Annotated in this window: 21 protein-coding genes and 1 pseudogene; 11 read left to right on the forward strand and 11 right to left on the reverse strand. The window is 69.0% G+C overall.

Features of this window, described 5'->3' with window-relative positions; translation table 11 throughout:
* Positions 1-153: 153 nt before the first annotated feature.
* The 3 genes from ACIPC1_RS34705 to ACIPC1_RS34715 form a co-directional block, all read right to left on the reverse strand.
* Positions 154-846, reverse strand: coding sequence for a carbon-nitrogen hydrolase family protein (locus ACIPC1_RS34705; protein ID WP_402524425.1), 693 nt, complete (start codon positions 844-846; stop codon positions 154-156).
* A gap of 133 nt (positions 847-979) precedes the next feature.
* A complete protein-coding gene (locus ACIPC1_RS34710) occupies positions 980-1,198 on the reverse strand; it encodes a hypothetical protein (protein WP_402524428.1) in 219 nt (72 codons plus the stop codon).
* Complete coding sequence (locus tag ACIPC1_RS34715) at positions 1,198-1,854, reverse strand: class I SAM-dependent DNA methyltransferase (protein WP_402524431.1); 657 nt, start codon at positions 1,852-1,854, stop codon at positions 1,198-1,200. Before ACIPC1_RS34715 ends, ACIPC1_RS34710 begins: the two co-directional genes overlap by 1 nt.
* Positions 1,855-1,944: 90 nt before the next feature.
* Between ACIPC1_RS34715 and ACIPC1_RS34720 the strand changes: the two genes are divergently transcribed.
* Both ACIPC1_RS34720 and ACIPC1_RS34725 read left to right on the forward strand, forming a co-directional pair.
* Positions 1,945-2,364 carry a CoA-binding protein gene (locus tag ACIPC1_RS34720; RefSeq protein WP_402524435.1) on the forward strand — a complete coding sequence of 140 codons (420 nt, stop codon included), beginning with the start codon at positions 1,945-1,947 and terminating at the stop codon, positions 2,362-2,364.
* A gap of 156 nt (positions 2,365-2,520) precedes the next feature.
* Complete coding sequence (locus ACIPC1_RS34725; RefSeq protein WP_402524438.1) at positions 2,521-3,525, forward strand: DMT family transporter; 1,005 nt, start codon at positions 2,521-2,523, stop codon at positions 3,523-3,525.
* On the opposite strand, the pseudogene ACIPC1_RS34730 reads toward ACIPC1_RS34725, so the two are convergent.
* Together ACIPC1_RS34730 and ACIPC1_RS34735 are read right to left on the reverse strand one after the other, a co-directional pair.
* Positions 3,428-4,315: pseudogene (locus ACIPC1_RS34730) on the reverse strand (LysR family transcriptional regulator); the annotation flags it as partial. The gene ACIPC1_RS34725 and the pseudogene ACIPC1_RS34730 sit on opposite strands and share 98 nt — an antisense overlap.
* 38 nt (positions 4,316-4,353) lie before the next feature.
* Positions 4,354-4,752: a PLD nuclease N-terminal domain-containing protein gene (locus tag ACIPC1_RS34735; protein WP_402524440.1), complete on the reverse strand. Its 399-nt coding sequence runs from the start codon at positions 4,750-4,752 to the stop codon at positions 4,354-4,356.
* An 88-nt stretch (positions 4,753-4,840) separates the two neighbouring features.
* Between ACIPC1_RS34735 and ACIPC1_RS34740 the strand changes: the two genes are divergently transcribed.
* Positions 4,841-6,292, forward strand: a complete 1,452-nt coding sequence (locus tag ACIPC1_RS34740) for a menaquinone biosynthesis decarboxylase (protein ID WP_402524442.1) — start codon at positions 4,841-4,843, stop codon at positions 6,290-6,292.
* A gap of 31 nt (positions 6,293-6,323) precedes the next feature.
* Positions 6,324-7,226 (forward strand): menaquinone biosynthesis prenyltransferase MqnP, encoded by a 903-nt coding sequence (gene mqnP / locus ACIPC1_RS34745; RefSeq protein WP_402524444.1) that lies wholly within the window; start codon positions 6,324-6,326, stop codon positions 7,224-7,226.
* A 99-nt stretch (positions 7,227-7,325) separates the two neighbouring features.
* On the opposite strand, the gene ACIPC1_RS34750 is transcribed toward mqnP, so the two are convergent.
* The 4 genes from ACIPC1_RS34750 to ACIPC1_RS34765 all read right to left on the reverse strand — a co-directional run bounded on the left by ACIPC1_RS34750 (position 7,326) and on the right by ACIPC1_RS34765 (position 11,126).
* Entirely contained in the window at positions 7,326-8,657 is a 1,332-nt protein-coding gene (locus tag ACIPC1_RS34750; protein ID WP_402524447.1) for a hypothetical protein, read from the reverse strand.
* Positions 8,658-8,813: 156 nt separating this feature from the next.
* Positions 8,814-9,191, reverse strand: coding sequence for a hypothetical protein (locus tag ACIPC1_RS34755; RefSeq protein ID WP_402524449.1), 378 nt, complete (start codon positions 9,189-9,191; stop codon positions 8,814-8,816).
* Positions 9,192-9,431: 240 nt separating this feature from the next.
* Complete coding sequence (locus ACIPC1_RS34760) at positions 9,432-10,382, reverse strand: helix-turn-helix domain-containing protein (RefSeq protein ID WP_402524452.1); 951 nt, start codon at positions 10,380-10,382, stop codon at positions 9,432-9,434.
* Positions 10,383-10,499: 117 nt separating this feature from the next.
* Entirely contained in the window at positions 10,500-11,126 is a 627-nt protein-coding gene (locus ACIPC1_RS34765; RefSeq protein WP_402524455.1) for a rhomboid family intramembrane serine protease, read from the reverse strand.
* A gap of 91 nt (positions 11,127-11,217) precedes the next feature.
* Here ACIPC1_RS34765 and ACIPC1_RS34770 point away from each other — a divergent pair, with 91 nt between their 5' ends.
* The 6 genes from ACIPC1_RS34770 to ACIPC1_RS34795 all read left to right on the forward strand — a co-directional run bounded on the left by ACIPC1_RS34770 (position 11,218) and on the right by ACIPC1_RS34795 (position 15,362).
* Positions 11,218-11,901 (forward strand): UbiX family flavin prenyltransferase, encoded by a 684-nt coding sequence (locus ACIPC1_RS34770; protein WP_402524457.1) that lies wholly within the window; start codon positions 11,218-11,220, stop codon positions 11,899-11,901.
* Between the two features lie 83 nt (positions 11,902-11,984).
* A complete protein-coding gene (locus ACIPC1_RS34775) occupies positions 11,985-12,440 on the forward strand; it encodes an Lrp/AsnC family transcriptional regulator (protein ID WP_384374448.1) in 456 nt (151 codons plus the stop codon).
* Between the two features lie 72 nt (positions 12,441-12,512).
* The gene (gene mqnE / locus ACIPC1_RS34780; RefSeq protein WP_402524460.1) at positions 12,513-13,676 is read left to right on the forward strand and encodes an aminofutalosine synthase MqnE; all 1,164 of its coding nucleotides are present in this window, start codon (positions 12,513-12,515) and stop codon (positions 13,674-13,676) included.
* Between the two features lie 13 nt (positions 13,677-13,689).
* Positions 13,690-14,235, forward strand: a complete 546-nt coding sequence (locus ACIPC1_RS34785) for a GNAT family N-acetyltransferase (protein WP_402524462.1) — start codon at positions 13,690-13,692, stop codon at positions 14,233-14,235.
* A 114-nt stretch (positions 14,236-14,349) separates the two neighbouring features.
* Entirely contained in the window at positions 14,350-14,655 is a 306-nt protein-coding gene (locus ACIPC1_RS34790) for a DUF4229 domain-containing protein (RefSeq protein WP_402524464.1), read from the forward strand.
* Between the two features lie 47 nt (positions 14,656-14,702).
* Positions 14,703-15,362, forward strand: a complete 660-nt coding sequence (locus ACIPC1_RS34795) for a TetR/AcrR family transcriptional regulator (RefSeq protein ID WP_402524466.1) — start codon at positions 14,703-14,705, stop codon at positions 15,360-15,362.
* A 221-nt stretch (positions 15,363-15,583) separates the two neighbouring features.
* Here the strand turns inward: ACIPC1_RS34795 and ACIPC1_RS34800 are convergent, their stop codons facing one another.
* Complete coding sequence (locus ACIPC1_RS34800; RefSeq protein WP_402524468.1) at positions 15,584-16,582, reverse strand: hypothetical protein; 999 nt, start codon at positions 16,580-16,582, stop codon at positions 15,584-15,586.
* A gap of 222 nt (positions 16,583-16,804) precedes the next feature.
* Complete coding sequence (locus tag ACIPC1_RS34805) at positions 16,805-18,097, reverse strand: DUF6716 putative glycosyltransferase (RefSeq protein ID WP_402524470.1); 1,293 nt, start codon at positions 18,095-18,097, stop codon at positions 16,805-16,807.
* A gap of 469 nt (positions 18,098-18,566) precedes the next feature.
* Between ACIPC1_RS34805 and ACIPC1_RS34810 the strand changes: the two genes are divergently transcribed.
* A complete protein-coding gene (locus ACIPC1_RS34810) occupies positions 18,567-20,471 on the forward strand; it encodes an AMP-dependent synthetase/ligase (protein WP_402524473.1) in 1,905 nt (634 codons plus the stop codon).

Consider the following 20,471-nt stretch of genomic DNA (forward strand, 5'->3'; position numbering starts at 1 on the left):
CGTCCGAAACGTCGGCGACCTCGGCAGCTCGCCGGGCGCCGTTCCGGTCAGGCTGAGGATGGAGAACCCGGCGACGGAGAGACCCGTGGGGTACAGCTCCGGCTGGCCACCCGCCATGTCTGTCAGTCGCGGCTCCCGCGCTCTGACCCGGACTCACTTGACGAAAACCGCCCGTGCGATCTCATCGGGGGCGGCGCCAGCCTCCGCGAGGAGTTTCCCGTCGGCGGACCAGATGCCCGAACGGCCGGACGTTCGGTCGAAGCCTCCACCGGTCGGACCCGCGAAGGCCGCCGTGGCGACCCATACGCCGATGTCGGCGGCGACCCGGCGGGCACGCTCGCCGTGGACGTCGGCCTCGTGATCGGCGTGGACAACCCCAGCCACGTACCCGTCGATACCCATCGCGGCCGTCTTCGCGGCGTGCTCGGGGACACCCGTGTCGCGGCAGACAGCAAGCCCCAGCCGCCACCCGTCCACTACGAGCACGGCGGGCTCCCCAGGCACAAAGTGGGCGGCCTCGCTGCCGTGGAGGTGCACCTTGCCATAAGCCACGCGCGCGCCGTCTCCGTCCACAGCCAGGATGCCGATACGCGGGCCCGGCACAGGTGCGCCGACCAGGGCAAGCGACCCGGTCTCGGCGCAGGCGGCGACGATCGGAGCCAGCCGTTCATCGTCCGGCGTGACCGGCACCGCGTCCAGTTCGTATCCCGTCAGCGACATCTCCGGGAACAGGACCACCCGCGCGTCCGCCGCCCGAATGGCCTCCGCGTGAGCCACCGCGTTGGCCGTCACGTCGTAAGCCGTGCACCTCGGCTGCGCCACTGCGATGCTCAGCTGTTGCGCCACCCGGAACCCCCCTCATCTAATCTCACGATCAGCCTACAGATCGGCCGCACAGCGCGCCGTTGCCCACCTGCCGCAGAAGCCTGCAGCCGTCCACCAGCGCATCACCGCTGCCCGGAATCTACGCTTGCGGCACCTAGCGGGAGATCTGGCGGCGACTGCCCGACGCACCGTGGTCTCTCCGCAGATGCCGGCGCAGCAGCACGTCTGCGTCGGTCTCCTCGCCCCCGTCGAAGCCCTCCCCAACAGCGGACCCGTACAGATAGACACCGACCAGCCGGTCCCCGACCGCGTCCCGCACCTCACGCACGAGATCGGGCAGAACGCGACGCACCTCGGTGGGCAGCGCACTCATCACGAGGACGAAGCCTCCGGCTTCCGGGCCAGGATGAACGCCTGAGCTGTCTTCTCCGGTGCCTCAGCCTCGCGCACCAGCCGCGCCACCTCGACGAACCCCGCCGCGCGCAGCAGTTCGGCGACGCGCTCGGGTGGGAAGCGGTGGACGTCGAGGTCCAGGTCATGGCCGTACGCGTGGTCCAGATGCACGTGCTCGTCGCCCACCTTGAAGGCGAGGAGGAGATGACCGCCGGGGGCGAGGACGCGGTGGAACTCGCTGAAGAACAGCGGTAGTTCGTCCACCGGTGTGTGCACGGTGGAGTACCAGGCGAGGGCTCCGGCTAGGGAGTCGTCCTTGATGCTGTCCAGAGCGGTCATCGAGCCGACCTCGAACCGCAGGTGCGGGTGGTCGCGCCGGGCCACCGCCACCATCCCGGGGGACAGGTCGATTCCGAACGCGTCGAGGCCGAGCGCCTCCAGGTGTGCGGTCACGCGCCCCGGTCCGCAGTCCAGGTCCGCGACGGGCCCGCCCCCGCCCGCCCGTACGTGATCGGCGAAAGCGGCGAGCATCGCCCGGTCCAGCGGCTTGTTCTCCAGCTGGTCCCTGAGGAGCTCGGCGTAGTCGGTGGCGACGGTGTCGTACGACGTCCGGGTGGCGTCCGGGTGAGAGGTCATGGCCGGAAGGCTAGAGCCAGGATCTGACAGTGCAGTCGCCAATCCGGCAGCACCGTCGCCATATTGGATCCTGTATGCCATCCTGTGGCGATGACCTATGGCGACGACGCGACAATCAGCGACATCCTCACCGGCGCCGGAGACATCTGGGCCGTGGTCGGACTGTCCAGCAACCCGGAACGGGCCGCCCACCGCGTGGCCGAGAAGCTGCAGCGCATCGGCAAGAAGGTGGTGCCCGTGCACCCCAAGGCCGAGACGGTGCACGGCGAGCAGGGCTACGCCTCGCTCGCGGAGATCCCCTTCCCGGTGGACGTGGTGAACGTGTTCGTCAACTCCGCCCTGGCCGGCGACATCGCCGACCAGGCCGTTGCGCTCGGCGCCAAAGCGGTCTGGTTCCAGCTGGGCGTCATAGACCTGGCCGCCTACGACAGGACCCGCGAGGCCGGCCTGCGGATGGTGATGGACCGCTCCGCGGGACGGGAGATCACCCGGCTGGGACTACTGGGCTGAGCCACAACGGGAGATCACCCGGTTGGGGACTACTGGGCTGAGTCATCGGCGCCATCGGCTGATCGATCCGCGCCATCGCTCACGCCGATCCCCCCATCGGCAGGACCCCCCACTGGCTCGTGGACCGGCCGTGGCCCCCGCTCGTAGCTTCGGAGCATGGCCTACGAAAGCAGCCCCGAGCACAAGGGCACCGTCCAGCTCACCGCCGCGATGGTGCTCTCCGGAACGCTGGGCATCTTCGTCGTCGAGTCCGGCGCCTCGCCGTTCAACGTCGTCTTCTTCCGCGTCCTCTTCGGCGCCGTCGCCCTCGGCGGCTACGCCCTGGCCCGCGGCTACTTCCGCGACCACGGCCTCACGCCGCGCAAACTCGGACTGGCCGCGCTGGGCGGGGTGTTCATCGTCTTCAACTGGGTGCTGCTCTTCCAGTCGTACGAGAACACGTCGATCTCGGTCGCGACGGTCGTCTACCACACGCAGCCGTTCTACGTCGTCCTGCTGGGCGCCCTGCTCTTCCGCGAACGCCTCACCGCGGCGAAGGTCGGCTGGGTCCTCGTCGCCTTCATCGGCCTGATCCTGGTCTCCGGGATCGGCCCCGGCGACTTCACCGGCTCGGACACCACCTACCTCCTCGGCATCGGCCAGGCCCTCCTGGCGGCCGTCCTCTACGGCCTCTCCACCCTCGTCACCAAGCGCATCACGGGCGTACGCCCCCACCTCATCGCCCTCGTCCAAGTCCTCATCGGCATACCGCTGTTGCTCCCGCTCGCCGACTTCGGCGCGATGCGCGGCACGGGAGCGGACTGGGGCTGGCTGGTCGGGCTGGGACTCATCCACACGGGCCTGATGTACGTCCTTCTGTACTCCGCGTACGCCAAACTCCCGACCGCGAAGATCGCCGTACTGGCCTTCACCTACCCGGCGGTGGCGATGGTCGCCGACTGGGCGGTGTACGGCCACCACATCGGCCTCGTCCAGGCGCTCGGCGTCCCGCTGATCGTGCTGGCGAGCCTGCGCGTCACCCTGGCGAAGCCGGTGGAGGTCACGACTCCGACGACTCCGACGCCTGCTCCCGCACCAGCCGCCTCGCCTGCTCCACGAACAGCCGCACATGTGCCGGAAGCCGCTTCCCGGCCCGCCACGCCAGCTGAGTCCGAAGGGTGAACGGCGCCTCCCACGGCAACCGCAGGAGAGTGCCGGCCGCCAGTTCCGCGGCGACCGTCACCTCCGGCAGCAGCGCGATCCCGAGCCCCGCCGCCGCGGCACGCTTGGTCGCCTCGATCGTCCCGAACTCCAGGAAGGCCACAGGGGAGCCTTCCTGGACAAGGGAGTTGAGCTCCCGCTCGAACAAGTCCCGGTAGGCGCAGCCGGGTTCGGTGCCGAGGAGGGACTCCCGTACGAGATCGGTCGTGAACACCGCGGCGGAGGCCAGCCGATGGCCCGGCGCCGTGACGAGCGCCAGCGGCTCGACCGCGAGCACCACGGTCTCAAGACCCGCGTGCTCGGTCTCCCGCTCCATCAGGAAACCCACGTCGTACGTGCCCTGCCGCAGCGCCTGCCGGGTCTCGTCACCGACAGTCGTACGCAGCGACAGCCGGACGCCCGGGTAGCGGTGGTGGAACAGCTCAAGGAGGGGCAGCAGGCGGTACGCGGTCAGCGACTCCATCGTGCCGACGGTCAGCGCACCGGTCGGCTCCGCGGCGCCGACGACCGCCGCCCGCGCCTCCTCGCTCAGCTCGATGAGCTGCCGGGCGTACGGGAGAAGTCGCTCGCCCGCCTCGGTCAGCCGGATCCTGCTCCCCAGCCGGTCGAAGAGCTCGGTCCCGAGCGAGGACTCCAGGGCGCGGATCTGACCCGTCACGCTGGACTGCGCGTACTTCAGCTCGGCGGCGGCCTGCGTGAAGCTCAGCACGGTCGCGACCTTCTCGAAGGTGACGAGCAGCCGCAGTTCCAGGTCAGCCATGGCGGGCCCGCATCTCGTACATTTGCGGCTCAGGCCTCGTCGTCGCGTTCACGCCGCTTCAGTTCGTCCTCGCGGCGCTGGAGGTCGGCCTCCCACTTCCTGAGGAGCGCTTCGTCGTCCTTGCCGCCGCCCTGGTCGTCCTTCTTGAGGGACTTGAGGAACTCGGGGTTGTCGTCGGGCGCGACGAAGCCCGTGCGCTGGTCGCGGCGCCACGCGGAGGGCGCGGCGCCGTCTCCGGGCGCCCTGCGCGCCTTGCCCGCCACCAGCCAGGCGACCGGGCCGACCAGCACCTCGCCGAAGAGCAGGATGATGATCACCCACACCACCTTCGGCAGGCCCCGCACCTCCTCCTCCGGCGTGTTCAGGCAGTCGATGAAGGCGTAGATCCACAGCGCCAGGACCAGCAGGAAGGGCAGATACCTGAGCATGGGCGGACGTTCCCCCAGTGAGCGGTGGCGGGGCGGTGAAGGGCCCCGGTGACGGGCACAGGTTATCGGGTGGCCGATACTGGGACGCATGGCTTACGACGATCTTCGCTCCCTGTTGCGGGCCCTGGAGCGCGAGGGTGACCTCAAGCGCATCAAGGCCGAGGTCGACCCGTATCTGGAAGTCGGGGAGATCGTCGACCGGGTGCAGAAGGCCCAGGGCCCGGCGCTGCTCTTCGAGAACGTCCGCGGGTCGGCGATGCCGCTCGCGATGAACGTCTTCGGAACCGACCGGAGACTGCTGAAGGCCCTGGGCCTGAAGTCGTACGGCGACATCTCCGAGAAGATCGGCGGGTTGCTGAAGCCCGAGTTGCCGCACGGGTTCGTCGGGGTGCGCGAGGCCTTCGGGAAGCTCGGCGCGATGGCCCACGTACCGCCGAAGAAGGTCAAGGACGCGCCGGTCCAGGAGGTCGTGCTCCGGGGTGAGGACGTGGACCTGGACCAGCTTCCGGCGCTGTTCACCTGGCCGCAGGACGGCGGGTCCTTCTTCAACCTCGGGCTGACCCACACCAAGGACCCCGACTCAGGCATCCGCAATCTCGGGCTGTACCGCCTCCAGCGTCACGACAAGCGCACCATCGGCATGCACTGGCAGATCCACAAGGACAGCCGCAACCACTACCAGGTGGCGGCCCGGCGCGGCGAGCGGCTGCCGGTCGCGATCGCCTTCGGGTGTCCGCCCGCCGTGACGTACGCCGCGACCGCCCCGCTGCCCGGTGACATCGACGAGTACCTCTTCGCCGGGTTCATCCAGGGCAAGCGGATCGAGATGGTCGACTGCAAGACGGTGCCGTTGCAGGTGCCGGCGAACGCCGAGGTCGTCCTCGAAGGGTGGCTGGAGCCGGGCGAGATGCTCCCGGAGGGGCCGTTCGGCGACCACACCGGGTTCTACACGCCGCAGGAGCCGTTCCCGGCGCTGACCATCGACTGCGTGACGATGCGGAAGCGGCCGCTGATCCAGTCGATCGTCGTAGGCCGCCCTCCGACGGAGGACGGACCCCTGGGCCGGGCGACGGAGCGGTTCTTCCTCCCCCTGCTCAAGATCATCGTGCCGGACATCGTGGACTACCACCTGCCCGAAGCGGGCGGTTTCCACAACTGTGCGATCGTCGCGATCGACAAGAAGTACCCCAAGCACGCCCAGAAGGTGATGCATGCTGTGTGGGGAGCCCACATGATGTCCCTCACCAAGCTGATCGTGGTCGTCGACTCCGACTGCGACGTCCACGATCTGCACGAGGTCGCGTGGCGGGCGCTCGGCAACACGGACTACTCCCGCGACCTCACCGTCGTGGAGGGCCCGGTCGACCACCTCGACCACGCCTCGTACCAGCAGTTCTGGGGTGGCAAGGCGGGCATCGACGCCACGAGGAAGTGGCCCGAGGAGGGCTACACCCGGGACGGAGGCTGGCCCGAGATGGTGCTGTCCGACCCGGAGACGGCGTCGAAGGTCGACCGCCGCTGGAAGGAGTACGGCCTGTGAGGTCGCTCGACAACGGAAAGGCGGGAGGCCGGTGAGCAGCGCTTCCGCGGCACTCCCGCAGCCGGGCCGCACCAAGGCGTTCCTGCGTCTCGTCATGATCGAGCACTCGGTGTTCGCGCTGCCCTTCGCGTACATCGCCGCGCTGACCGCCATGTTCCAGTGGGACGACAACGTCCACTGGGGACGGCTGCTGCTCGTCACCGTCGCGATGGTCGGGCTGCGTACGTTCGCCATGGCCGCGAACCGGATCATCGACCGCGAGATCGACGCCCGCAATCCCCGTACGGCCCATCGCGAACTGGTCACCGGCGCGATGAGCGTGAAGCACGCCTGGACCGGCGCGCTCGTCGCCCTCGTCTTCTTCCTCGGCGCCGCGGCCCTGCTCAACCCGCTGTGTCTGGCCCTCGCGCCCCTCGCGGTCATCCCGATGGTCGTGTACCCGTACGGCAAGCGGTTCACGAACTTCCCGCAGGCCATCCTCGGTCTCGCCCAGTCCATGGGCCCGATCGGCGGCTGGCTGGCGATCAGCGGCGAGTGGTCCTGGGACGCGGTGATCCTCGGGCTCGCGGTCGGCATCTGGATCGGCGGCTTCGACCTGATCTACGCCTGCCAGGACGTCGAGACGGACCGCGCCGTCGGCGTGATGTCGGTGCCGGCCCGCTTCGGCATCCCCGCCGCGATCCAGGGCGCGCGCGTCTGCCACGCCCTCACCACGGCCCTGCTGGTCTGGTACGCCCTCGCCACCGACGCCGGAACGTTCTTCTGGGTCGGCCTGGTGATCGTCGCGGGCGCCTTCCTCTACGAGCACTCCATCGTCAAGCCGCATGACCTGTCCCGCCTGAACCGTGCGTTCTTCAGCGTCAACGGGTTCATCGGGATCGCGCTGTTCGTCTGTGCGCTGCTGGATCTGCTGGTGCGCGGGCTCAGCGTTTGACCTCCTCCTCGGGCTCAAGCCCGAGGAGTCCGGCCTTCTCGTATGTACGGCCGACCGCGGTTGCCCCCGGTCGTCCTCACCGCGGCCCGGCGCTACTCGTCAGCTGAGGGAGCTGTCTATTGAGGACAGTGGCACGGAGTACAGCACCCGTTGCGGAATCGCGGTGTCGGTACCTGTCCAGTGCCCCGCGCTGTCGGCCGCCCATTCGGTGAGCGTCCACACCCGGCCCGTGCTCCACCAATAGGACATGCTCTCGGTGTGCTGGCCCCAGCAGGCGTACGTGATGTCCTGCCCGCAGTTGGCGGCCGCCTTGGCTCCGGTGGTGTTCTGCCGCCACAGGATGCCGTGCTGGCCGACACCGCCGCGCGCGTCGTCGACGTAGAAGTTCGGTGTGCCGCCACTGGTGGCGCTGTGCGAGAGCACGCCCTGCAGCCCGACGGCCTTCGTCTCGTACGCCTTCGAGGCGTTCACGTAGCCGCTGCTGTCCGTGGCGAGGTAGCCGGGCTCGGAGCTGAAGTTGTACCGCCAGATGCGGGCGGGCTGCGTGCCGCCGGAGGAGAACCACTCGGTGGCGACCAGACTGTCCGGCGCGCTGCTGCGGTCCAGTGAGATGGAGCCGAAGCACGGCCGGGAGTTGTCGTTGGCCGAGTTGCAGGCCCCGCCGGCGAGGCTGTAGGAGCCGATGGCCGGCATCACGTACTGGTTGCCGTCCGCCGACCATCCGCCGCTCACCTTGCCGACCGCGGAGCTGTTGACGGTCGCCTGGAGGATGCGGTCCATGTCGAAGACGTACATCACGTTGTTGTCGGCGTCCCCCGCCCACGACGTGACGATCAGCTTGTCCTGGTACCAGACCATGCCGCCCAGGTGGGACTTGAGCGCCCGGTAGTCGGTGCCGCCGTTGAGCGGGATGACCGGCAGCACCCAGCGGTACTTGAAGTTGCTCGGGTCGTTGGCGTCGATGAAGGCGATACGGCCCATGTGCTCGGTGGTGGTGGTGCCGTTCTGTCCCCACCCGGACAGGATGACCTTGTCGGTGCCCCAGACACCGTCGTCCTCCGCGTCTCCGGAGGAGGTCACGGACTGCGGCAGCCAGTCCTGTGTCACCGCGTCACCGGTGTCCCAGCAGTACGAGGACTCAGCGGTCGGTTTCACCGGCAGGGCGGCGGCCTCGGTCGCGCGGCAGTTCGCCGCGTTCCGCATCGGGTGGTTGGCACTGGCGAGGACCTGGTCGACCCGGCGGGACGTGCCCATCTCGCTCGCCAGTTTGTCGAGAGAGACCGTCGAGACCCGGTGCTCGACCAGTTGGAGCTTCGACAGCTCCGAGGAGGAGGTGATCGGGGTCAGCGCCCCGGGGTTGTCGCCGGGGGCCGCCTGAGCGGTGCCCGCCGGTACTAACAACATGGCCACCGCCAAGTACACGGTGGCCACAGCAGGTCTTAAGCCATTTCTGCGCATCCCTGGATCCTCACGTGACAGATGTTGAGGCGAGGTTGACCGCGACTCTCAGCGACCGACGATGGGCTTTCAGGGCAACGAGACAGGCCGGGGCCCGGCGCACTCGGCGCCGGGCCCCGGGGAGCGCGACTACCGAAGGGTGCCGTATCTACAGGCAGTGACCACGTCTCCCGCGTACTGGCAGACCTTTATGGAGATGTGGATGCTCTCGCTGAGGTCCTTCGCGAACGTGGCGCAGTCTCCGTCGTTGCTCGGGTCGTTGCCCTTGATGAGGACGGTGCCGTTGCCGGGATCACTGCTGGAATTGGGGGTGTAGATGTAACCGCGAACTCCGTATCCGTCCGAACTGATGTCGCAGACCTGAAGAGTGTCGCCGCTTTCCGTCCATCCAGCCCAGCCGCCACTGCCGACGGTGTAGACACCCCCGTCGGCGGCGTACGAAGTTCCTCCGCCGATCAGGATGCTGGCTGCCGCCAGGGCAAGGGCTCCGGTCACTCGGAACTTCATGTTTTCTCCTCCGTAGAGTGGATCAGGATCCGTCGGGCGCGAGCAGCCGAAACGAGCTCAACCCGAAGGGCAGCGTTTTCTGGCCACTCGTCCGGTACAAGAGCAACGCGCGCCGTCGTTTTGTACGTCACCCGCGGTGATCACAACGATGCCCGGCAGGCCGCCCGCCTGTCGTTAGCGGACGGTCCCCACCCACTGAGCGGAGAGTCCCAAGGCCTTCCCACCGCTTACGGCGTCAGCTCAGCGCACTTCGCTCGGAGGGATGCCATAGGCGGTCCGGAACGCTCGCGTGAAGTCGGCGGCGCGGGAGAAACCCCAGCGGGCGGCGACGGCATTGATCTGCATCGCGCGCAGTGCCGGGTCGGCCAAGTCGCGGCGGGCGTGTTCCAGCCGCTGGTCGCGGATGTACGAGGCGACGGTGATGCCCTCGGCCTGGAAAAGGCGGTACAGGCGGCTGCGCGAGATGTGGTGCGCGGCGGCTACCAGGGCGGGCGTCAGCTCCGGGTCGCCGAGATGCCGACGGATGAACGCCTTGATACTCAGGAGCAGTACCCGGCCGTGGGCCTCCGGTGGCATGAGGAGGTCGGCGTCCAGGGTGTGCGCGAAGGCGGCGGTGACCAGATCGGCGACGACGGTTCCCAGCCGGGGCGCGTCCTGCGGCTGGTATGGGCCGGTGTTGGAGGCAAGCTGGACGAGGAACTGCGCCAGTAACCCGCCGACTCCCTCACGGCCCGATGTCTGGCGCCCGATCACCAGATCGGCCCGGCTTGCGGGGAGCGCCACCAGAGCCCGGGGGATCTCCACTCCGATGATGGTCACTGGTTCGGGTCCGGCACTTATCTCGAACGGCCGCGACGAACTGCTGATGTGAATGTCGCTGGTCCGATACGCGACTTCCTGCCTGCCCCAGGTGGCCGATCCATTCCCTTGCACCAGGAAAGAGAGGTGATAGACCTCGGGATCGGACTGGCGTATGAGCCTCTGGGTCCGGCGGAAGACCAGGGAGTCGAAGGTCGCCGGCCAGACCGTCACGTCCGCGAGCTCGATCAGCCGCTGGCGTCCGCGGTAGTTCGCCGCGCGGTCGCTGGACAGTTGCATGGGTGCGTGAGTCCGCCCCATTCGCTGGACCCACGCCTCGAATCGGTCTTCCCTCGGCAGATCCATGGTGTGAAAGATCGACTCCTGTAACACGGCCGTAGTCAATCACAGGAGCTGTCGGCGGCGATCAACTTTCCGTGGTCAGGCGGTACATCCCGGTAGCTGTAGCTGTAGCTGTAGCTGTAGCGGCAGCGGCAGCGGCAGCGGTACTTACGCGGTGACGGCCCGTCGGTCCGCCCGGCGTCGGAACAGGAACGCCGCCGCCACCCCCGACACCAGGCCGACCAGGTGGCCCTCCCAGCTGACGCCCGTCTGTGTCGGGGCCAGGCCCATCAGGATCGAGCTGCCCCAGACCGCGCCGACCAGCAGGCCGACGAGGACACCCAGCGGGCGGCGCTCGATGAAGCCGCCGACCAGGAGGAAGCCGAACAGGCCGAAGATCAGCCCGGAGGCGCCCGCGGTGTTGGTGTTCGCCGGGGATATCAGCCAGACGCCCAGGCCGTCCGCGACGATGATCATCGCGCAGACCGCGGTGAACCGGCGCAGTCCGCCGAGGGCCGCGAGAAAGCCGAGGACCAGCAGCGGCACGCTGTTGGCGGCGACATGGCCGAAGCCGAAGTGGATGAAGGACGCGGGCACGACGTCGACCAGCTCGGAGGCCCTGCGCGGGACGATGCCGAGACCGTCAAGGGCGTGACCGCTGACCACGTCGACCACTTCGAGCAGCCACAGCAGGGCCACCCAGCCCACCATCAGCTTGGCGGCGGACCGCGCGCGGTCGCCCCGCGTCCACTCAAGTGCCGTACCCGATCTCGTACCCGACCCCGCACCAGACATGGCAACCCCCACGGTCAACTCGTCCCTTCCAGGGAACGCTCCGGCCCCCTTGGCCGGTTCCCACCCCGCCACGCCGGATAGGCTCAGCACCATGAACCCAGGACAGACGCAGCGCCGGCCTTGGATCGTGGGGGTGTCGGGCGCGTCCGGTACCCCGTACGCCGCCGCCGTGCTGCGTGCGCTTCTGGATGCGGGGGAGAGCGTGGACCTGGTGGTCTCGCGCGCCTCCCGGCTCACCCTGCTCGACGAGACGGGGCTCGCCTTCCGGGACGCCCACTGGCAGCAGGACCTGCGCGAGTGGCTGGCCAGGGGCGCCGACGGGAAGCCGGACACCTTCAGCGCCTTCAAAGGACGTATCGATGCCGTACGGCACTGGAGCGCGCGTGACCTGGCGGCCGGGCCGTCCTCCGGCTCGTACCCCACGAAGGGCATGCTCATCGTGCCCGCCTCCACGGCCTGCGTGGCCGGTGTCGCCCTCGGTCTCTCGAAGGACCTGCTTCAGCGCGCCGCGAGCGTCACTCTCAAGGAGGGCCGCAAGCTGGTCGTCGCGGTCCGCGAGACGCCGCTGAGCGGGCAGACACTGCGGCAGCTGGTCGCCCTGGACGACGCGGGCGCGACGGTGCTGCCGGCCTCGCCGGGGTTCTACGCGGGGGGCACGCACATCCAGGACCTGGTGGACTTCGTCGCCGGGAGGGTTCTCGACGCGGCGGGCGTCGAGCACGACCTGTACCGGCGGTGGGAGGGCGAACTCGGCGGGGGTTCGCGCACCGATTGAGTACGGCGTTCGGCACCACCTGGGCACCAAGCAGGACCCATTCAGCACTTTCAGGAACTCTTCAGCGGAAGGCTATCGATCGCATGGACGCGGTGGACAGGCAGCTCATCCAGGCCCTGAGAGAGAACGGCCGGGCTTCCTACGCGGAACTGGGGCGCCTCGTCGGTCTGTCGGGACCCAGCGTCACCGACCGCATCAACCGGCTGGAAGCGGCCGGTGTCATCACCGGCTACCGCGCGACCGTCGACTCGGCCTCGCTCGGTCTGGGCGTGATCGCCCTGATCGGTATCTCGCTCTCCGACGCCGCCGACCACGAGGACGTGGCGCGCCGGATGCGGGACCTGGGCGAGATCGAGGACTGCTGGTTCATCGCCGGCGACGACTCGTTCATGCTCAAGGTGCGCGCCAGTGACGTGGACGGCCTGGAGAAGACCATCCGGCGGCTGTCGGGAACGAAGGGCGTCTCCAGGACCCGTACGACCATCGTGCTCTCCACGAAGTGGGAGAACCGGGTGGGAGAGCTGCCCGAAGAGGAGTAGCCGCCTGCTTCAGGAAGGCCGGACGGCTAGGCGTACGGTTGACAGGGTTCGTCAAAAGGGAGAGGTACACGCATGGATGTCGGGCTCAAGCGCGAGCTGGAGGACAAGGTCCGGGCCGGTGAGCGGCTGACCCGCGAGGACGGCATCGCGCTGTACGAGTCGGACGACCTGGCCTGGCTCGGCGGTCTCGCCCACGAGGTGCGGATGCGGAAGAACGGCGACGTCGTCCACTTCAACGTCAACCGCCACCTCAACATGACGAACGTCTGCACCGCGTCCTGCGCGTACTGCTCGTTCCAGCGCAAGCCGGGCGAGAAGGACGCGTACACGATGCGCATCGAGGAGGCCGTCCGCCTCGCCACGGCGATGCGGGGCGAGAACCTCACCGAGCTGCACATCGTCAACGGCCTGCACCCGAACCTGCCGTGGCGGTACTACCCGCGGTCCCTGAGCGAGCTGAAGAAGGCCCTCCCGGAGGTCTCGCTGAAGGCCTTCACGGCGACGGAGATCCATCACTTCGAGACGATCTCCGGGCTGTCGGCGTCCGAGATCCTCGACGAGCTGATCGACGCCGGTCTGGAGTCCCTGACCGGCGGTGGTGCGGAGATCTTCGACTGGGAGGTCCGGCAGCACATTGTCGACCACCGCACCCACTGGGAGGACTGGTCGCGGATCCACCGGCTCGCGCACGAGAAGGGTCTCAAGACCCCGTGCACGATGCTTTACGGCCATATCGAGGAGCCCCGCCACCGCGTGGACCACGTGCTGCGGTTGCGTGAACTGCAGGACGAGACCGGCGGTTTCCAGGTTTTCATCCCGCTGCGCTACCAGCACGACTTCGTGGACGTGAAGGACGGCAAGGTGCGTAATCGCCTCCAGGCGCGTACGCAGATGGCGACGGGTGCGGAGGCCCTGAAGACCTTCGCGGTCTCCCGGCTGCTCTTCGACAATGTGCCGCACGTCAAGGTCTTCTGGGTCATGCACGGTGTCCAGACCGCGCAGCTCGCCCTCCAGCACGGTGCCGACGACATGGACGGCTCGGTCGTCGAGTACAAGATCACGCACGATGCCGACAACTACGGCACCCCGAACAAGCTGACCCGCGAGGACCTCCTCGACCTGATCCGCGACGCCGGCTTCCGCCCGGTCGAGCGGAACACGCGGTACGAGATCATCCGCGAGTACGACGGTCCGGACCCGGCCCGCCGCGAGTCCCCCCAACCCATGCGGGTCTGAGCGGGCGCGCACGATGGCACTGACCTTTCAACTGGACCCGTCCGTCGGTCCGGAGCTGCGTGACGGCGTGATCGGTCTGTGGGCGGACGTCTCGAACGCGGGCGGCTCCGTCGGCTTCGTACCGCCGGTGGACGTCGAGGACGTCCGGCCCGAGTGGCGCAAGCACCTCACGGCGATGGCGGACGGCCGCATCCGGCTGCTCGTGGGGTTTGACGACAACGACAACGGCGACGGCGCCGTCGCGGCCACCGCGTTCTTCGGCTTCAACACGCACCGGCTGATGAGGCACTGGGTGTGGCTGTACACGGTGATGGTGCATCCCAGGCACCAGGGCAAGGGGTACGGGCGGCAGCTGCTGGCCGCCGCCGAGGAGGCCGCCGCCGGCTTCGAGGGGATCGACGCGATACGGCTCACCTGCCGGGGCGGCGAGGGCCTTGAGCACTTCTACGGCTCCTGTGGCTACAAGGAGGTCGGCCGGGTGCCCGGTGCGATCCGGGTCGCGCCCGGCGATGACCGGGACGACATCACGATGCTGCTGACGCTCGGCGCCCATGGCTGAGGAGCTGTCTCCGCCGCCCGAGGCCCCCCTGCAAGATCCGTGTCCCGCCGTGCTTCACTGGACGGTGCCCTTTGGGATGTTCCAAACGGATTCGGATCGGAAGAGTGGATTGACATGGGCCGCTACACGCTGATGCGTCTTGGAGTCTTCGCGGGCTGCCTCTTGGTCGTCTGGGGCCTCGTCTCCCTTGGTCTCGCCCCGCGCGGCTTCGGTGACTCCAACTACATGTGGATCGTCCTGCTCTCCCTGCTGATCTCCGCCCCGATCAGCTTCGTCGTACTCCGCAAGGAGCGCGACCGCGCCTCTGCCCAGGTCGTCGCACGAGTCGACCGCATCAAGACCAACCTGGATCAGAACCGCAGCCAGGAGGACAGCGTGGACGAAGCGGCCCGCGGCGGCGCGCAGGGCCAGCCTTCCTGAAAGTTCCCTGTGCACGGTCGGCGGCAGCCGATCGTACGCTTGCCCGCATGGGTGCTGTGAAGAGCAAACGGATGCCGCGGGCGGTACGCGAACAGCAGATGCTGGACGCGGCCGTACGGACCTTCGGGCAGTTGGGGTACCGGTCCGCGTCGATGGACGAGATCGCCGAACTGGCGGGCGTGTCCAAGCCGTTGGTGTATCTGTACCTGAACTCGAAGGAAGAGCTCTTCACCGCCTGCATCCGACGCGAGGCCAAGGCGCTCACCCGCGCCGTCATGGCGGGCGTCCAGCCGGAGCTGTCGGCCGACCGCCAACTCTGGGACGGGCTGCGGGCGTTCTTCACGCACACCGCGGAGAACCCTGACGGCTGGTCCGTGCTGCACCTCCAGGCCCGTACGCACGGCGAGCCGTTCGCCGCCGAGGCCGGCGCGATGCGCGAGGAACTCGTCGCGTTCGTCACGCGGTTGATCCTTGTCGCGGCCCGTGAGGCACACCGCGACCCGTCCCTGCCGGAGGGTGAGGTCGCCGGGCTCGCCGAGGCGCTGGTCGGCGCGGCCGAGTCGCTCGCGGCCTGGGCCAACGCCACGCCGGGCGTCTCGGCGAAGCAGGCCGCGGCGACCTTGATGAACTTCGCCTGGGCGGGCCTCGGCGACCTCATGGAGGGGCGGCCCTGGTCACCACCGGTCAAGGAACCTCAGCCCGGGTAGCCCCATGCCCGTGCCCACGCCCTTGCCCGCGCCCGTACCCGCGCCATCGGCTGCGGGCCCTGCGGGAGCTCACCCGGCCGCGGGTGGACGATTCGGGGCGGCGGTCGGGATCCTGGTAGCGGAGGGTGTGATCGGATCTCGAACGCGGACTTCGCCGTCCGCTTCAGGTCTTCGCCGTCCCCTTCAGGTCTTTCCCGTCCCCTTCAGGTCTCTGTTCCAGGTCATTCGTGCATGATCTCCGCCAGGAAGGCTGCCGATCGCTCGGACCTGCCCGGTCCCGGTTCGAGCCGGTCGGCGAGGTCCGCGCAGACGGTGATCTCCACCCCGGTACCGGCGAGGGCGAGGGACAGAGTGTGCACTGTGGCGGACAGACTGATCAGGGTGTTGGCGACCGGGCCCTTCAACAGCGCCAGTTCCACGGGGAGTTCGGGCTGCACGATTTCCAGCTCGGCATGCTCGGCGATGAGCCGCAGTTTGTCCGGGTCCTCGCGGCGGTCCGCGAAGTAGCGCTCCGCGTTCACCTGGTCGGCGAGGGAGATGATCCCCCGTATGTACCGCTCGAAGCCGATCAGGCCGTTCTCGGCGAGCGAGCTGCCGATCAGGTCGACGCCGGGGTGGACCTGCGGCGGCCCGTACCGCTGCCGCGCCCAGCTGTAGGTGTTGGCCGAGGTGATCGAGCCGGGCGGCAACTCGAGTTCGGACGTCCGGCAGGAGAAGACCTCGAGGTGCCCCCCGTCTTCGGGGGCCATCCGGCGTGCGACGCGGGCAGCGGCCGCCGATGCGGGTCTCCTGCGGTGCCAACGGACCGGCGGTGGGCTGCCGGCGAGCAGGCGGCGGGAGAGCTCCAGGGTCGCCGTGCCGTCGTCGACGAGCACGAAGTCCCGTGTCCTGGCCGCCGGTAGCAGCCGCTGGAGCATCCGCGAGAACGGGTCGCCGATCACCAGGCGCTCCGCCCCGGCCAGCTTGGACACCAGCGCCGCCGGGACGCGCGGAAAGCCGACCGGGACCCTGCGGATGTCGTACAGACCGACGCCGATGCCCTCCGCGCGGGCCAACCGCGCCATCACGCCCAGCTGGTGGCGGGTGGCCGGGTCGCGCGGCAACAGGACCGCCGCCTCGCACCCTTCGGGATCCGGCGCACCGTCGTGCTCGCCCAGGGCCCACTCCAGCACGTTGAGGAGCTGCAAGGGGTTCTCGACGAGCGCGAGAGTGCGGGTCATGGTCTTCCCTCGGTGTCGCGGATCACGAAGTTCTGGCGGGGGCGCGGATCACGGAGCAGCGCAGGGTGTGCATGACGGTGCGGTGTGAGGACACCTGTGGCGTGCTGTGGCGAGGACGTGCACGACGGCGTTGTGGCGAGGACGTGCCTGACGGTGTTGTGCGAGGACGTGCCTGACGTGTTGTGCCCGGCGTGCACGACGTGCTGTTCCCGGGGCGGCGGCTCAGGCCTGTCCCCAGCGGCGGAGGGTCGGTGCGACTCGCTTGTGGCCCATGCGGTAAAGCCGCCTGGCACCGCGGCGGGTGACCCCGCGGACGGCCGCCTTCAGGGAACGGTCGAACGTTGCCGGCTGCACGGGCAGCGGCCTGCCCTTCTCGTCGAAGCCGTTGCGCGCCAGCAGACCGCCCAGGTAGATGCCGGCCCGCTGGGGTGTGTAGTACGGCCGCAGTTGCGGAAGCGGACCCGCGGCGCGCAGCGCGGCGATACGTGCGCGTGCGCCGGCGTACGGGTCGCTCTTGCCGATGCCCTGCGCGGCCGCCCACTCCGGGTTCACGCGAGGCAACGCGCCCCCGTCGAGATCGTCCCAGGAGGCGAGGCAGCCCGATTCCACGAAGTAGTGGTTGCCGTGCGCCTCGCGGACACCGAAGTCGGTGAGTATCGCGGTGGGTATGTTCCGGTGCATCGACTCCAGTGCGGCGGTGGAGCTGACCGTCACCAACAGGTCGGTGCGGTCGAGGACTTCACCCATGTTTCCGTACACGAGCTCGAGGTTGGGCGGGGCCGGCTCGGCCAGGTTCTCGATGAGTTCCTGGTACGGGTTCGCCTCGACGTGGGTCGTCTGCTCGCCCGGCAGACTGCGCAGCTTCATCAGGACCCGGCGCTCGGGATACCGGCGGGCGTGGGTCGCCGCACGCTCCAGGAGCAGGAGCCGTTCCTTCTTGCTGGGCACCGACGGCTGCACGGCGAAGGTGAGCGTGAAGGGGCGCTCGGTGGACGGCACGTACGGGGCGCCGCCGAGGAAGGGCAGCGCGCACTCGACGACTGTTTCCGGGTCGATGCCCACGTTGGCGAAGACGGTCCGGAACCGCCCGCAGTCGTAGCCGCTGTTGGCCAGGACGAGATCGGCGCCGGCCCGGGTGAGCAGGCCGTCGACCATCTTCTCGTAGACGACTCCGACGTAGCCGGTGACGGTGACGGGCCGCTGGGGGCGCAACTGCCAGGCCAGGCCGAGGCTGTGCACGAGTGCGAGAGCCGTACCGCCGATGACCGACAGAACCACGATGTCGGCGCTCGCGAACTCCTCGTCGTCCACCAGCTCGGCCGCGGTGACCTCGCGCTGGGTGTCCGGCACGATGCCGACCTCGGCGAGCTGACGCTCCGTCGGGGTGGCCCGCGTGCGCAGGAAGTACGCGTCGAGAGCGTGCTCCGGTGCGATCTGCCGTGCGACGGAGGCGCCCCACTTCCAGCGGGTATCCGAATCGGCGAGAACGGCGATACGTCTGGGTGCGTGGGGCATGTCTTGAGGAGCGCCTTCCTGGCGTGGATCCAGCACGTGGACAGAGGCTAGAAAGGATGCCTGAGGGTGGAATAAGTGAAGCATTGCGAGAACCTTGGTATGGCCAAGGATTTACTGTCCGAGGTGCCGAACTCGGCTGGCTGACCTGCTGGTTCACGCGAGAGTCGGTGTAAAGCGGGCATATCGCCAAGGTGTGATTGTGCGAGAAAAATTTGCCCGTTGTTCATTTCGGGGCAGGCGCGTCCCGTGGATGAGGGGCCCGGCGGAACGCCGCGTCTGCCCCTGAACGCACCGGAAACCCGCACGTCACCCGCCCGTCGGCCCCACAAACCCCACACTCCGGAGTCGTACGATCCCACCTCGGTCGGCCTGCCGTGCCGCCCCTCCACCTTGAACCCCACGACCTCCAGGGCCGTATGAGGATGTGCCCCCCGCCCCGCCCGGCCCCCGGCCGACAAGGAGCCACCCCGTGTCCAGTCAGCACCCCTCTGAACCTGCGCGCCTGGAGCCCGAGATCAAGCGGCTGGACGGGGTCGTACGCGAGGTGTACCTGCCACCGCTGGCCGGCCCGATGACGCACGGCTCCCTCGCGGACATCCCGTTCGACAACGCGAGCGTGGCCCCGCAGGAGCCCGTCCTGAGCCGCAAGGGTCCCGGCGGCGAGTGGACGGACGTGACCGCGGCCGAGTTCGCGGCGCAGGTGGAGGCGGTGGCGAAGGGCCTGATCGCGGAGGGCCTGGTCCCCGGCGACCGCCTCGCCATCATGGCGCGGACGACGTACGAGTGGACGCTCCTCGACTTCGCCGCCTGGGCGGCGGGCCTGGTAACCGTCCCCATATACCCCACTTCCTCCCCTTATCAGGTCCGCTGGATCCTCCAGGACTCGGGAGCCGTAGCGCTCGCCACCGAGTCCGTGGCGCAGGCCGCCGCCCTTGGTCCGGAACGTGACCGGATACCCGATCTGCGCCACATGTGGGTCTTCGAGAAGGGGCACGTGGAGCGGCTCGCCGAGCTGGGCAGCGACATCCAGAATCAGGAAGTCACCGTACGGCGGGGGGTGTTGGGCCCCGACACGCTGGCCACCCTGATCTACACCTCGGGCACGACGGGCCGCCCCAAGGGCTGCGCCGTCACCCACGGCAACTTCTTCGACGAGATCGACAACGCGATCGAGCTGCTCTACCCGATCTTCCGGGCCGGCACCCGGGAACCCGCCTCCACGCTTCTCTTCCTGCCCCTCGCGCATGTCTTCGGCCGGATGGTCGCGGTCGCCTGCCTGCGTGCCCGCGTGAAACTCGGCCACGCGCCGAGCCTCAAGGCCGAGTACCTCCTCGACGACCTGGCCTCCTTCCAGCCGACCTTCCTGCTCGCCATCCCCTATGTCCTGGAAAAGGTCTTCAACACGGGCCGGGCCACGGCCGAACGGATGGGCCGAGGCTCGTCCTTCGACCGGGCGGCGCGCATCGCGCAGAAGTACGGCGAGGCGCTGGAGGCCCACCAGCACGGCACGGGCCCGGGCCCCGGCCGGGGCCTGCGCACCGCCCGCGCCCTCTACGACCCCCTGGTCTACCGCCGTATCCGCAACGCCCTCGGCGGCAAGGTCCGCTACGCGATCTGCGGTGGCTCCCCGCTGGGCCGCCGTCTCGCCGCGTTCTACGCGGGTGCCGGCATCGAGATCTACGAGGGGTACGGCCTGACGGAGTCGACCGCGGCCGCCACGGTCACCCCTCCGAACAAACCCCGGCTGGGGACGGTGGGCCTGCCGCTTCCGGGCACGCGGGTGCGGATAGCCGCCGACGGCGAAATCCTGCTGAGCGGCGCCCAGATCTTCCGCGGCTACTGGGATCTCCACGCGGACGGCGTGATCGACGCGGCCCCGGACGGCTGGTTCGCGACCGGCGACATCGGCGAACTGGACGACGGCGGCTACCTCACCATCACCGGCCGCAAGAAGGAGATCCTGATCACGGCGGGCGGCAAGAACGTGGCCCCGGCCCCCATGCAGGACTGGCTCCGCGCCCACCCCCTCATCGCCCAGTGCATGGTCCTGGGCGACCGCCGCCCCTATGTCACGGCCCTCATCACCCTGGACCCCGACGGCCTCACCCACTGGCGCCAGATGAACCACAAGCACCCGGTTCCCGCCGAACTCCTCATGGACGACCAGGAGTTGCTGGCCGTCCTACAGCGGGCCGTCGACGAGGGCAACAAACTCGTCTCCCGCCCCGAGTCCATCCGCCGCTTCGCCGTCCTCCCCGGCGCGTTCACGGAGGAGGCGGGTCACCTGACTCCCACCATGAAGCTGAAGCGGGACGTGATCGCCCACGACTTCGCCCGGGAGATCGAGGACTTGTACGCGGAGTACAAGAAGTAG

The sequence above is a fragment of the Streptomyces sp. NPDC087263 genome (assembly GCF_044744645.1).
Taxonomy (GTDB): Bacteria; Actinomycetota; Actinomycetes; order Streptomycetales; family Streptomycetaceae; genus Streptomyces.

Excerpts from the sequence above, each read along its gene's own strand:
- ACIPC1_RS34710 (WP_402524428.1), bottom strand. The coding sequence starts at position 1,198 with ATGAGTGCGCTGCCCACCGAGGTGCGTCGCGTTCTGCCCGATCTCGTG.
- ACIPC1_RS34715 (WP_402524431.1), bottom strand. The coding sequence starts at position 1,854 with ATGACCTCTCACCCGGACGCCACCCGGACGTCGTACGACACCGTCGCC.
- ACIPC1_RS34720 (WP_402524435.1), top strand. The coding sequence starts at position 1,945 with ATGACCTATGGCGACGACGCGACAATCAGCGACATCCTCACCGGCGCC.
- ACIPC1_RS34725 (WP_402524438.1), top strand. The coding sequence starts at position 2,521 with ATGGCCTACGAAAGCAGCCCCGAGCACAAGGGCACCGTCCAGCTCACC.
- ACIPC1_RS34735 (WP_402524440.1), bottom strand. The coding sequence starts at position 4,752 with ATGCTCAGGTATCTGCCCTTCCTGCTGGTCCTGGCGCTGTGGATCTAC.
- ACIPC1_RS34740 (WP_402524442.1), top strand. The coding sequence starts at position 4,841 with ATGGCTTACGACGATCTTCGCTCCCTGTTGCGGGCCCTGGAGCGCGAG.
- ACIPC1_RS34755 (WP_402524449.1), bottom strand. The coding sequence starts at position 9,191 with ATGAAGTTCCGAGTGACCGGAGCCCTTGCCCTGGCGGCAGCCAGCATC.
- ACIPC1_RS34765 (WP_402524455.1), bottom strand. The coding sequence starts at position 11,126 with ATGTCTGGTGCGGGGTCGGGTACGAGATCGGGTACGGCACTTGAGTGG.
- ACIPC1_RS34770 (WP_402524457.1), top strand. The coding sequence starts at position 11,218 with ATGAACCCAGGACAGACGCAGCGCCGGCCTTGGATCGTGGGGGTGTCG.
- ACIPC1_RS34775 (WP_384374448.1), top strand. The coding sequence starts at position 11,985 with ATGGACGCGGTGGACAGGCAGCTCATCCAGGCCCTGAGAGAGAACGGC.
- mqnE (WP_402524460.1), top strand. The coding sequence starts at position 12,513 with ATGGATGTCGGGCTCAAGCGCGAGCTGGAGGACAAGGTCCGGGCCGGT.
- ACIPC1_RS34785 (WP_402524462.1), top strand. The coding sequence starts at position 13,690 with ATGGCACTGACCTTTCAACTGGACCCGTCCGTCGGTCCGGAGCTGCGT.
- ACIPC1_RS34790 (WP_402524464.1), top strand. The coding sequence starts at position 14,350 with ATGGGCCGCTACACGCTGATGCGTCTTGGAGTCTTCGCGGGCTGCCTC.
- ACIPC1_RS34795 (WP_402524466.1), top strand. The coding sequence starts at position 14,703 with ATGGGTGCTGTGAAGAGCAAACGGATGCCGCGGGCGGTACGCGAACAG.
- ACIPC1_RS34800 (WP_402524468.1), bottom strand. The coding sequence starts at position 16,582 with ATGACCCGCACTCTCGCGCTCGTCGAGAACCCCTTGCAGCTCCTCAAC.
- ACIPC1_RS34805 (WP_402524470.1), bottom strand. The coding sequence starts at position 18,097 with ATGCCCCACGCACCCAGACGTATCGCCGTTCTCGCCGATTCGGATACC.